The following is a 13,437-nucleotide window of genomic DNA, read 5'->3' on the forward strand; positions in this document are numbered from 1 at the left end:
TTCTGAATAAGGGATGAAAGACGTCGTTCATCATTTTTTTCTTATAATTCTCTGACAGCATCCCGACGATATACAGCGCAAAGTGGTTCATATCTACCATCTTCCCATACCGGAACCGCGGCATCAAATCCTTTTACAGCGTTAATCAGGTGTCTGATAACAACACAGTTCAGGAATGGCATATCACAGGCAGTAACAAAAAAATATTCTCCTTCTGCATGCCAGGCTCCGGAATGAATACCTCCTGCCGGCCCCTGACCTTTCCGCAAATCCTGAATATATCTGACCTGATGTAATACAGGGAGAACTGCTACCTGGTCCTCATCGCGGCAGACTACCAGGATTTCATCAGAACATGACCTGAGTTCTTCGATCTGTCTCTCTAAAAAAGTCTTGTTCTCAAAAGTGAACAGATACTTTGGATATCCGTTGACCCTCGTGCATAGTCCGCCAACCAAAATGAGTGCTGAAATCATGATAAATGGATGGATGATTTTTTCAATACCCTGCTTCTTTTTATGACCCGTTCCTCAAGGTTTAGTAAATCCTGTTTTATAGAGATATCTGGCGTATATCCACCCAGACCTCCGGTCGAAACAACCCGGTGACAGGGGATCAGAATAGGGGTAAGATTTCGTTTCATTGCCATTCCAACTACCCGTGCCCCGGTTCCAACAGATTCTGCGATCTCCTTGTATGTCCTTGTCTCTCCATATGGGATTGTCTTGACTTCCCGGTAAATCCTGCCAAATACCGTATCATCCTGTTCATGAAGACTGATTAGGGGAGACAGAGTAGTCGTCTTACCAGCCAGATACTGTGAGAGAGAAAGTGGAATAGGGCCGGAAACACTCTGTCTGACAAACCGGATTCTGCTGACGACATTATCTGAATCCCATCTGATATAGACAAACCAGAGTCCGAACCTGGCAGATCCTTCCATTACTTCCAACCTTTTAACAATGAAGGGAATGTATGAACACTGACTTCCTGTATCTCCTCCTGCATCCAGCCTGGCAGTCGTTCTTTAATTGAGGGATCCAGAAACCGGTTATCACCGATGATAAGCACACCCCTGTCTTCCGGAGTCCGGAGAACTCTTCCAAGTGCCTGGAGAACCTTGTTCAGCGCAGGAAGTGTGTATGCAATAAATTTTCCTTCCTCACCATACTGTCTGGTATAATAGTGCATGATCATCTGTCTTACCTGGTTCCACGGAGCAAGGGGGAGACCGATGACCATGGCTCCGGTCAACATCTCTCCCCGGTAATCAAGTCCCTCTGAAAATTTACCTCCACAAACGGCAAATAAAATTCCTTTTTTCCCCTTCCCTGGCAGACTCATAAACCTTGTCAGTAATGGTCCTGCCTCACTGCTATCCCTGGGCTCAATAAATACCTCACGATCATGAAGATGCATCTCAACTTCTCTGGTTACTGATTCCAGCATCTGGTATGAGGGAAACCATACACCAAGGTTACCAGGGATTGTACAGAAGGTGAGAATGTAAGAGACCATCCTTTTCATATTTTCATCCGACTGCCGCTGAGAATACGCCGAAGTGATATCTGCAGTTGTGAGTACCATCCGATTCTTTTTTGGAAAATGATTGGGAAGTGAAAATGATGTAACCGGATAATCCACAGGAAGAGCTCTGAAATAAAGCTGCTGATAACTGCTCAGCGGCGTTAATGTTCCGGATATATATATTGAACAGAAGTGTTCCCGTGCAAGAGTGGAGAGGGCAGGAGATGGATCAATATTTCTGACTTCAAGGTAGATATTCTCATTATCCTTTCGAAAAAGTGTAAGGTATGCAGGATTAGTTCCTGAGTTGTGAAGCCGGTACAGAAAAGCAGAGAGTCGTTCAATCCCGGTTGTTCTGAAATCACCCTTTTTGCTGTTTGTCTCCCGAATATTTTCAGCAAGGTCCATGAAATCATCGACAACCTCCTCCATAGTACCATAGAGTGATTCACGAAGAATCATCCGGCTGAATAACTGAGGATCAAACCAGTCCTCAGTTTCAGTCGACCGACGAAGACCATCAAGAAATTTTTTTATGCCAGGAATAAGCCGTCTTATTGCTTCAAGGTCTTTGACATCCTTTTTTATTGAGGAAATATCATGATCTGCCTGTTCAAGGGCCCGATGATCAAGACTGACTGACATGATATCCTGCATCACATCGCCACAATTATGTGCTTCATCAATGAGCAGCAATATTTCAGAAGGTTCCCGTTGCAGATTCAGGTATAACTGCCCCCGGATCTGCTCGTCCATGATATGATGATAATTGCAGATGAGGACATCAGCCTGTAATGAAGCCTGTGCCATGACCTCATAGGGACATAACCCGCCACACGATTCGCGTAATGTGTCAGGTTTAATACATCGTTCAATAACCTGGGTAGAAAGGCGTTTACATGCATCAGACGGAACAAGACGAAGACCTCCGGCCTTTTCATTCTGAATTGCCATGCGGCTTCTGATAAAAAACGGACAGATGATTGGATGGTCCGGATCATTTTTTCTTATCTGATCAAGAATAATCTTATCTTTCGATGGGTCCAATGATCCCCGGTCAGCCCGCTCCCGGATAAGCGCAGTAGAGAATCCCTTGACAGCCTCACATTTCCGGTAGGTATCTCCTGAACCACCCAGGGGACACATCGAACTTTTCCCAACCAGATATGAAAATTTTAAACCGGGTTGTTTTTTCCGAATGAGTTCTAGTTCCCGTATATTGGTGGTAAGCTGAGATATGGTCCGGACTGCAACTATTATCTGGCGGTCTTTTCGTCCGGCTAATAATGCAGAGACGACGGAAGATTTTCCTGATCCGGTTGGTGCATCTATGAGGAGGACGCCACCCGTTCTGGCAGTGTCAAAAGCCCTCCGTAACATCTCTTCTTGTCCGGGCCGAAATGAAGAATAGGCAAACCAGTCCTGCAACTCATTCATCTGTAGCTGATTGACCCTGAATGCTTAAAGCCGATACGAAAGACCGCTAAAAATGATATAATATATATTATATAATTCCGTTTTTATTGAACGTTTCTGAATATTTTTTATCAGTTATCTGAATATGATTTGATACCCAATCCTTAAGAAATGTCATAAGTTCAATGGTTATCCCTAATTTGTTGGCCTGATAATCCTGGATAAGTGATTCAACTTTCCCAACAAAAGTATCATGCTCCTTTTTATGAAAAGCAAGTCCTGGGTAGTTACACTGCTGCATATATTTCTCTTCGGTTGAAAAATGATAGACCGTATATGCTGCGAGTTCATCCAGAATGTTACCAAGGACTTCCTTTCCCTTCTTTTCCAGCATTGCATCGTGAAGCATGTTGATAAGCTGAATCAGTTTTTGATGCTGCTCATCAATCTCGGTAACATGAACACTCAGGGAGTCAGACCACTTAAGAAATGCCATGATAAAGCTCTATCCATCCTTCATATTATATGTATTCCTCAAATGAACGATACCTGTTTTTCCTGTGAAAATTATATGTGAACAGAAATATATTGATACTATGGATATTATACAGAACACCTATATTCTGAAAAGTGTATCTAAAATAAAAATTTCCATTATTTTTACTATTTTCATAGTATACATCTCGGGATTTTGTTTTGGTGATGATACCTCTTATCAGAATATCCTCATAACCTATCCTGAGACATTAGAAAAACCCGGAGTTTATTATCTGAATGAATCTGTTTTTGTCAATGAATCGATTCATATCACCCATTCAGATATCATCCTTGATGGGCGTGGCAATATTATTACAGGGAATATGTCCCCTGGATCCATCGGAGTTATAATACAGCATCCGGAAATGATGATACATAATATTACCATCAGAAATATTATCCTGAAGGATTTTGACACAGGGGTTGTAATCGATGCATCCAATGAGATCAACCTAGAAGAATCAGATCTCATCTCACATATGAGAACAGGACTCCGGATAGATGCGTCAGAGAATGTACAGATAACCAGCTGTACGATCCAAAATAACAGAAATGAAATTACCGGTGGATATGGTATCCAGATATCAGATTCGAATAAAGTAAAAATAAATAACTCCCAGGTCACCGGGAATGGGAAGACTGGAAAAAGTAATTCAGGTGGTATTTATATTATAAACTCTTCTGAAACCAGTATTATATCCAGTCAGATCTCTACCAATCCGGGATTTGGGATAAGAGCAGATAATGGAACTGATCATCTAACAATATCAGATTGTGATATTTCTGCCAATTCAGGAGATGGAATACTAATCCAATCAGGTTCATCTCCAGAAATACAAAAATCAATTCTGGATAAAAACAAGGAATCAGGTATTGAACTGATCAAAGTGGTGCAGCCCGTAATAACCGGTAATGTTATCACTTCAGGTACCATGGGGATCTCTCTGTCAGACTCTGAAGGCATGACACTGACAGGAAATACAATAAAAAACAACCGGATTGGATTTGACATTTCTGCCTCAGATATTCGTTACTATAATCACCATATCTCAAATACCAATACAATAGACTCACGATTACTCCTCTATCTGAAAGATGTCCGGGACAGAAAGATTGGACCTTCGATGAACCCCTCGATGGTTATCATCGTAAACTCATCGGATGTTGGATTGTTTGATCTCGTGTTGTCAAAAAATTGTGCAGGCATTATACTTGCGAACAGTTCAAACCTTACCCTGTCAGATATATCTTTCATAGAAAATGGTATTGGTCTTCGGTCAGAATTTGGAACAACCAATCTGATATGCAATAACCTTCATGCAGAAAGAAACCTGGTAAGCGGATTTTATATAAGTAATACTCATAATTTTACCCTTTCATCAATCTATGGTCAGGAAAGCCCTTCTGGCATCTATCTTCACAACGCAACAGGAGGAGTATTAAAAAATATCTACATGACACGGATTTCCGGAATAAAATCACGAATGCCTTCAGGGATTACTTTGAGCGGGTGTGACAATATCACCGTTTCCAGGTCACAATTCTCAGAATGTTCCTATGCAGGACTCGTGTCAGACTCATATAATCTGAATCTCATTGAGAATAGGTTTCTTTCCAATACCTATGCCGGGTCGGTTCTCCTCTCAGGCCCGGTAGAATTGTACGATAATTCATTTATCAATAACGAGGATACCGGGCTTATCATGAGGGCAAATCAGAGCACTATCCTTCGCAATACATTCACCAATAATACGAACAGGGGGCTTTTATTGGTTTCGGGAAATGAAAACCTCTTTGCATATAATATATTTAAAAATTATAAAAACTGTCTGATTCAGGATAAAAATTCTATTAACACATGGAATACCTCTAACAAGGATAATTTTGATACAACGAATCCAGCCGGAAATTACTGGGGAGATCCTGAAGGAGAGGGATTTTCTGATGTATGTACTACAGATGCAAACGGTTTCTGTACTGATCCTTATATTATACAATTACAAAACACTGACTATCATCCCTTATCTTCTCAATATACCATGGAATCATATACCTTGAATACCGACCTGAACCAGAATGGCAGGGAAGATTTGCAGGATGTGGTGTTATATATGAATAAGGTCTCATCTGGTGACACCAGTTCATTGTATGATTTCAGTGGCGATGGGAAAATTAACCTGAACGATGTAGTTTCATTATTTCATATAATAATAAAGAAATAAAAAAATGAATATGAGATATCAGAATATTGAACATAAATTTTCCAGTTTTATCTAAAAATATCCTGTTTTTAAACGTAAAATTGAATAGAAACTATTTTTTATTGAGATGCTGAAGTTTGGAAGCACTATTGTCAGAGTATTTAAAATCGAGAAGCGATATGAAGGGCAAATTATTAAAATGGGGTTGTTTTTGCATGATTAAGATGAGGGGGCTTCAATAGTGACTAGCTGTGATGAAAATACCGGCTGCTTATGTGAACACACACCGGTCGATAATCCGGTACCTCTTGCAGGAAGAGCAAAATCATTACGACTTCAGCGTGGTATCCGTCCCTGGATGGCAAGTCTGATTGCTATCGGAGGGATTATTGGTTCAATCTACTACCTGGGTTCAGGCTATCTTATTGCTGAAATGGGACCCAGTGTTATTCTTTTGTATGCCATAGGTGGTCTTGTCATCTGGACCGTGATGCAGTCATTTGCCGAATTGCTGGTAAATGTCCCCAGACAGGGTAATTTCATAAGTCATTCCGCAGAATTCATCTCACCAACATGGGCTGTCGGGACCGGTTGGAGTTATTGGTTTAACTGGTGTGCCTACATCCCATCCGAGGCTGTGGCCGGGGGAATAATCATGCATGTATTTGCCCCTCAGCTCCCCATAGTTGCATGGGCAGTTATCTTTCTTACCATGATTACCCTTCTTAATATTATTCATGTAGGAGGATTCGGATTTGTTGAGAGTTCGCTGTCGCTTATAAAAATCATTCATAACGGAGTCTTTTGCATTGTTGCAGCTCTTATCATTCTTGGCTTAATTGGATCCGAAGGCCCTATAGGATTTAGTGTGCTTTTTCCACCAAATAGTGATCCCTTTACAGACATCTTCCCAGCCGGAGTCTTTATCCTCATCAGTAACCTTGCTCTCATTCTTGTAAACTTTCAGGGTTCAGAGATTGTCGGACTCGCCGCTGCAGAAACGCAAAACCCGGACAGGGTTGTCCCAAAGGCTTGTCGGCAGGTTGTATACCGGATTCTGCGTGTGGATATCATCCCCATCCTCCTGCTTGTCATGATCCTGCCATATTCGGAAGCGGGATTGTCAGACAGTGTATTTTCTCTCGCTCTTTCCAAATACGGATTTACAGAAGTTGCAGGAATTTTATCATTCATAGTTCTGACCGCAGCATTCTCCTGTGCAAATTCAGGATTTTATGGATCGGTAAGAGCACTGTATGGCCTCTCACTGGAAGGGATGGCACCTAAAATTTTTTCAAGACTGAACAAACAATGCACGCCAATGTATGCCACACTCTTTACTCTTCTCATGTGCTGGGCAGTCCTGAGCATGTGGTGGTTCTCAAATGGAGAAGGTGAACTGTATCTCTGGCTCTTATCTGTATCAGCATTTACCGGTGCTATCTGCTGGATATCTATCTGTTATTCTCAAGTGGTATTCAGAAGGCGTGTTTACGAACGGGGCTATACAAAGCAGGATATCAAAGCCCCGGCCCCCTTATCACCATGGTTCCCCTTAATGATCGGTGTAATTCTTGAGATATTTGCCCTGGTCATCCTTGCATTCAATGAGGATTTAAGAGGCTCTCTTTATCTTTCCGTCCCGGCAGTGGCTGTTCCCATGCTCATCTATTACATAGGGAGAAAAACCGGGACGATAAGCGGCATAAAAATCCGTCATGAAGATGAAAAACCATTTGAAGAGCTCTTCCCGGAAAAGCATAACACCTCATAATCTCCATTTTTGGTACATAGATGCAACCAGTAAAGAAGGTACCATATGAGGACCATGTTTCAATAAAGACCGGTCTCCCGCCAGGTATTCCGATTTACATTGGGAAACATGAACCGGAAGAGACACACATTACTGCTCTGGTATATTCTGCTGAAGGATTTACCATTTTTCCAGAGATACAAGCATCTGACATTTCGCAAATACGATCCGGAAACGATATCTGCTGGGTACACATTTCAGGACTGAAAGATAATGAAATGATAAATCAGATCCTGTCCGATGCAATCCTTCATCCATTAATTGCTGAAGATGTATTCAATACCAAAGGAAGAGCGAAGGTTGAAGATTTTGGTAATGCAATATTTATAATTCTTGATATTATCATCAGTAATGGTTCAGAACTGCAATCACGGAAGATAAACATCATTACGAAAGAAAAACTGCTTATATCAATATCAGAAACCAGCAACCCTTTTGAAAACATTAAAACCCGTATCACTCTCCCAAATGGAAAATTCAGAACACATGACATCGACTACCTGATGTATTCAATTATCGACTCCGTTGTCGATACCTATTTTTTTGGTCTCGAAAGAATTGAGGATTTGTCAGAAAAACTTGAAGAAAGGGTTGTTCATGATCCAAATCCGGACATCATCATTGAAATACAATCATTTCGACATACACTCATACAATTTAAGAGACAGGTCTGGTCACTTCGGGATGTTATTATGCACCTGGAACGATCTGATTCTGATTTCCTGACAGATTCAACCAGGATATTCATGAGAGATGTATATGATCATGTGATAAAAATTTCTGAAGATCTTGATATTCACCGGGAAATGGCTGAAGGAATCATGGAAATATATCTCTCCTCAGTATCAAACCGGACCAATGAGATCGTCCGTGTTCTGACTGTTATCGCAGTTATCTTTATCCCACTGACATTTCTTACCGGAGTCTATGGAATGAATTTCTCATATCTCCCCGGCATTGATCACCCTGACGGACCTTTGATCATTTTTGGGATAATGATCCTCATTACGACCAGTATGGCAGCAATTTTCAGATGGAAAAAATGGATTTAATCAAAAACCTGAATTGCATCACGCAATTTTTTTGTTGATACACCATACGGACCCTTTACAGTCAGAGATATGGTATATGTCCCTGGCTTGGTATATGTATGAACCGGATTCTGTTCAACAGAATTACTGTCATCACCAAAGTTCCATGACCATGACTCAATCGTTCCTGTAGAACGATCTTCACAACTGATGGACAGAGGAGTTTTTCCACTCTTTTTATTGATAACAAAGTCTGCAATTGGTTTGGATGTCTCCGATAAATCTGAATCTTTCAAGTCAGATTGATTGTTTCTCTTGCTGTTGTCTGAAGATAATATGGATGGATTCATCCGGCCAGATTTTGAATAGGTCGGTCCCACTGTCACGACCTGATCAGCTGAACTGACACCTGACGGTCCATACACCGTGAGCTTGATAATATATGAACCAGGTGCGGTATACCGGTGAGATGGATGTCTGGTCTCTGAAACCGCTCCATCTCCAAACTCCCAGAGGTACCGGTTGATACTTCCTGTAGATTCATCGGTGCACTGTACAGAGAGGGGAGCTATTCCTTCTGATGGTTTCAGACTAAAACCAGCAACAAGGGGTTCTGGTTCAGGTGAAACTACAATATATCCCTTTCTGCTGACCTGATTTGTTCCGGACGGTCCGGAAACTGTCAATGATACTGAATAGACACCTGTCTTATTAAATACATGAGTCGGGTTTCTTTCAGGAGAGATCTCTCCATCTCCAAAGTCCCATTTCCAGTCAGATACCTTCCCTAGTGACTGGTCAGTGAACCGGACCTTTAATGGTGCATATCCTGTTCGTTTATCTGTTCTGAATCGTGCCTGTGGTGGCGTAAGCGATGTACCTACTGTAATATAATCTTCTCTTACTTCCGTCGAAGAGCCATCAGGACCATGAACCTGAACACTGACGGTATAGATACCTGGATGGGTGTAGGTATGGGTTACCGTCTCACCAGTTCCATGGGATGAATCTCCAAAGTCCCATTTCCAATCTGATATTGTACCGGTTGATTCACTTCTGAATGTCACATGCAACGGTGTCGGGCCGGATACCGGGTCGGCAGAGAATGATGCAATTGGGATTGATATGGATTCGGTCACATTGATAAGATTGGTATTGATTATCTCCTGTGTATTTCCTTCAAATTCACGAGTCAGATGAACGGAATAGATCCCCGGTTTTGTATAGGTATGAGTAACTTCTGATTCATTCGAGGTCATTCCATCTCCGAACTTCCAGAGATAGGTTCCATTTTCCTTTGCCCATGATGAACTAAAATCAACGGTAAGAGGGGCAGGACCAGTCTTTTCTGATACTATGATCTCCGGAATTTGTATTTCAGATCTTTCCTTCGTATCAGGAGCTCTTTCTGACTCAGGTTTCGATACACTGGTAAATGTTTCTGTCTCATTTACTGGGATCGGCATCTCCTGCTCTATTTTTTCTGTTCTATTTATGCGGGCACTCTGATTATCTGAAGATTCATTAGGAGGAACATTCAGACTAGTACGATTTGGAACAACCATTGGTTCAGAAATAACCGGGACAACTATTAGTGATTGATTCGATTGATTCGACTCATAAGAAATAATGAAAGGCTCCTCACCTCTTGTTTGAACCGGTGAAATATTGTCAGCTTTCGATTCAGGAATTACAGGAACTGGTTCCTTAACCAAAACCGGCTGAGGAGCAGAATATCGGTTCTCTCCACCAGGACCTTTGACATTGAGTGAAACAAGGTATGAACCGGTGGCATTGTAGGTATGAACAGCATCTTGTGTTTTTGCAGAGGAACCATCACCAAAGTCCCAGATCCATTCAGTTATCTCTCCGAGTGACTGATCGGTGAACCTGACTGAATACGGGGCATAGCCTTCTGTACCATTACTTGAGAAATTCGCAACCGGTGGCGGGATTGGCGTTGTGACATTCACAAATTCATTCTTGGTAATAGTGCGGGATTGTCCCTCTACATCCTGAATAGTAAGACTTACGGTATACACACCAGGCAATGTATAGGTATGTACAGGCGAGGCATCACTGGATGTATTCCCGTCACCAAAACTCCATTGAGAACTCATCACATTGCCGATATCTGTCTTCCCAAATGTGACGGTGAGAGGAGCGGTTCCTTTCGCGGGTTTTGCAGTAATTATTAATTCAGGGGAGAGAGCAGACCCAAGAACAGAGATCAGGTCTGTCTTTTCCACACTATCATTCACACCTGGTCCGTCTGCATTCAGACGAACGGTATAGATACCAGGTTTTGTATAGGTATGCTCAGGATTCTTCTCATTGGAAGTTAACCCATCCCCAAAGAACCATGTCAGGTTTTCGACATCACCTGTGGATTTATCTGTAAATGCTACCGTAAGTGGTGCATCTCCTGAAATAGGCAGGGCCGAGAAAGACGCACGGACTGGTTCAATAGATTTTTCTGCGACGATGAAATTCTCTTTTACAAGAACATCTGTACCATCCGGACCAGTAATGCTCAGTTTTACATGATATGTTCCAGGGCTGGTATACACGTGGGCAGGGTTTTGTTCAGACGATGAAATCCCATCACCAAAGTCCCAGTCCCATGCAGTAATTATACCTGTTGAATCATCATGGAATGACACATCAAGGGGAACAGATCCCTGGACCGGATCAGCAGAGAATAGTGCTTTGAGTACTGGAGGAGCCTCAAGTACATTTATAACTGCATTTTTACGCAATTCATCTTTCCCGCCAGGTCCCCTGACGGTCAGCGTAATAGAATACTGGCCGGGTGTGATATAGGTATGGGTCGGGTTTTTACCTCTGAGTACCTTACCATCGCCAAAGTCCCAGATCCATTCAGTGATTACCCCTTCAGACTGATCAGTACATACAATGGCAAAGGGTGCAGTCCCTTCTGTGCTACTTACAGAGAAATCTGCAACCGGGGTCTTTGGTGGTGATAGTACAGATATGACTGAAGATTTTTCAACACTTTCTTCAGAGCCGGCATAATACAGAGTAAGACGTACCGGGTAATCCCCGGGATTGTCAAATATATGAGTGGGAGCCGGTTCAGTAGAGTTCGAGCCATCGCCAAAGTCCCAATATCTCGTTTCATACGCTCCGGTTGATGTATCGGTGAATTGAACCGAAAGTGGAGCATCTCCTGACTCAGGTGTAAATACAAAATCCACAGAAGGTTTTGATACAGGAGTTACTGGTTCAGATGTCTCAGATAACTCGGCTGTTGTATTTGGTTCAATAGTTTCTCCTGTATCTTCAGTACCTTCAGATGATTCTGGAATTTGATTGGCGATATCAGGTATGACAATTTCTTCAGGCTCTGGAAGTACTTGTTCAGACACGACAGGGAAAGGGTTATGCGATTCTTCAGGGGCAGGAGAAGAAACAGATTCCGAAAGAACAGGGATATTCTCTGCTATGGGTGTTGGCAATACTGGTTCAGGAACAGATGAAAAAGAAGGTGTAGGTTCCGGAGTGGGAGTTGTTGGGGCCAGGGTAGGTGGTGGAAGGTCAGGGTGAACAATGATATAGGAAGGTCTGGTCAGAATATCTTCATTATGGATACCGGTCACTTTGAGAGATACTTCATAGGTTCCAGGTTTTTCATATACATGGACCGGGTTTTCAAGTTCTGAAAATAATCCATCACCAAATGACCATTCCCTCGAGACTATGGTTCCGGAAGTCTGTTCTTTAAACCTGACCTGCAGGGGGGTGGTTCCTTCAGTTGGTTCAGCAGTAAATGATGACACCACCGGAGTTATTACCTGAACAATCCCGGTTTTTGTAATGGTATCAGAACTTCCATCACCTTCAATGTGCAAGGTGATATCATATGTTCCATCAGTCTGATAAATGTGTATTGGAGATTTTGCTGCTGATGTGGTCCCATCACCAAAGTTCCATAACCACGAAGAAACCGGCCCTGTTGAAAGATCGATGAAACTGACTTTCAGAGGAGAAAGACCAACTCCATCAGCGACTGAAAAATCAGCATGGATCGATGATCCTACAGGAACTGGTACAGGAGTTGTAGGTTCATTCTGTTCGGGTACTGCTTCTGGCGCTTTCAGAACAGTCACCTGATCGTCAGGTTCTGTGATCTCTCCGTTCTGAACAACAATAGGAGACTCGGTGCTTTCGGTGCGCTCTGTAAGAACCGGCTCAGGCGATGAGACTGATTCTGAGTCAGGTTCTGAAACCGAAATATATCCAATTCTTGTCTTTTTATCTGAACCGGCAGTACCTGAAACGGACAACGAGACCGTATATACACCGGGTGCGAAGTACGTATGAATCGGATTTTGTTCTGATGAATTCTCACCATCACCAAATGACCATTCAAAGTGGTCGCGTATTCCAGTAGAGAGATCGGTAAAGGAAACCGTAAAAGGAACCTTTCCTTCCTGCTTATCAGCAGAAAAGTCTGCAGTAATGGTTGAATGCGCATTCTGCACACTGATTGGAGGAATGTCTCCAGTGGATGTACCAATGCACAGGATCAAAGATAATAGAATTACCCCGACTATTCCTGATTTAATACATAATTTCATATGCCCAACCCATCGTGATATAACCATATGGGTTTTTATATATAAAAATTATTATCTTAAAAATGAACGCCGAAGGGGAGATTTGAACTCCCGAGGTGTTACCACCAGTGGTTTTCGAGACCACCGCCTTCCCGGACTAGACTACCTCGGCACAGGTGCTTAAACATGTTATCACTTCCGTTTGATAATAATATCGTAATCATAAAGATATCTGACATCACTATTGAAATTATAATGACTCATTTTTCCTTACCCTTCTATGAGTTTGGCCCGGCAATTATGCCCGGCAGATCACTACACTTATAGAAAAT

Annotated in this window: 8 protein-coding genes and 1 tRNA gene; 3 read left to right on the forward strand and 6 right to left on the reverse strand. The window is 42.2% G+C overall.

The genetic code is table 11. From position 1 onward, the window contains the following. Positions 1-41: 41 nt before the first annotated feature. The 4 genes from LDL35_RS09080 to LDL35_RS09095 all read right to left on the reverse strand — a co-directional run bounded on the left by LDL35_RS09080 (position 42) and on the right by LDL35_RS09095 (position 3,439). The gene (locus tag LDL35_RS09080) at positions 42-476 is read right to left on the reverse strand and encodes a molybdenum cofactor guanylyltransferase (protein ID WP_304021963.1); all 435 of its coding nucleotides are present in this window, start codon (positions 474-476) and stop codon (positions 42-44) included. Next, complete coding sequence (locus LDL35_RS09085; RefSeq protein ID WP_304021965.1) at positions 473-943, reverse strand: methylated-DNA--[protein]-cysteine S-methyltransferase; 471 nt, start codon at positions 941-943, stop codon at positions 473-475. Before LDL35_RS09085 ends, LDL35_RS09080 begins: the two co-directional genes overlap by 4 nt. After that, entirely contained in the window at positions 943-2,964 is a 2,022-nt protein-coding gene (locus tag LDL35_RS09090) for an ATP-dependent DNA helicase (protein ID WP_304021966.1), read from the reverse strand. Before LDL35_RS09090 ends, LDL35_RS09085 begins: the two co-directional genes overlap by 1 nt. Before the next feature lie 67 nt (positions 2,965-3,031). Beyond that, a complete protein-coding gene (locus LDL35_RS09095; RefSeq protein ID WP_304021968.1) occupies positions 3,032-3,439 on the reverse strand; it encodes a bacteriohemerythrin in 408 nt (135 codons plus the stop codon). 100 nt (positions 3,440-3,539) lie between these two features. Between LDL35_RS09095 and LDL35_RS09100 the strand changes: the two genes are divergently transcribed. The 3 genes from LDL35_RS09100 to corA all read left to right on the forward strand — a co-directional run bounded on the left by LDL35_RS09100 (position 3,540) and on the right by corA (position 8,546). Further along, positions 3,540-5,702, forward strand: coding sequence for a NosD domain-containing protein (locus tag LDL35_RS09100; RefSeq protein ID WP_304021971.1), 2,163 nt, complete (start codon positions 3,540-3,542; stop codon positions 5,700-5,702). 220 nt (positions 5,703-5,922) lie between these two features. After that, positions 5,923-7,455, forward strand: a complete 1,533-nt coding sequence (locus LDL35_RS09105) for an amino acid permease (protein ID WP_304021975.1) — start codon at positions 5,923-5,925, stop codon at positions 7,453-7,455. A gap of 20 nt (positions 7,456-7,475) precedes the next feature. After that, complete coding sequence (gene corA, locus LDL35_RS09110; protein ID WP_304021976.1) at positions 7,476-8,546, forward strand: magnesium/cobalt transporter CorA; 1,071 nt, start codon at positions 7,476-7,478, stop codon at positions 8,544-8,546. On the opposite strand, the gene LDL35_RS09115 is transcribed toward corA, so the two are convergent. Together LDL35_RS09115 and LDL35_RS09120 are read right to left on the reverse strand one after the other, a co-directional pair. Beyond that, positions 8,543-13,126, reverse strand: coding sequence for a PKD domain-containing protein (locus LDL35_RS09115; RefSeq protein ID WP_304021979.1), 4,584 nt, complete (start codon positions 13,124-13,126; stop codon positions 8,543-8,545). The genes corA and LDL35_RS09115 overlap by 4 nt on opposite strands. A gap of 67 nt (positions 13,127-13,193) precedes the next feature. Next, positions 13,194-13,277, reverse strand: a tRNA-Ser gene (locus LDL35_RS09120). Positions 13,278-13,437 lie beyond the last annotated feature (160 nt).

Origin of the sequence: Methanospirillum hungatei (assembly GCF_020216685.1) — an archaeon.
Lineage (GTDB): Archaea > Halobacteriota > Methanomicrobia > Methanomicrobiales > Methanospirillaceae > Methanospirillum > Methanospirillum hungatei_B.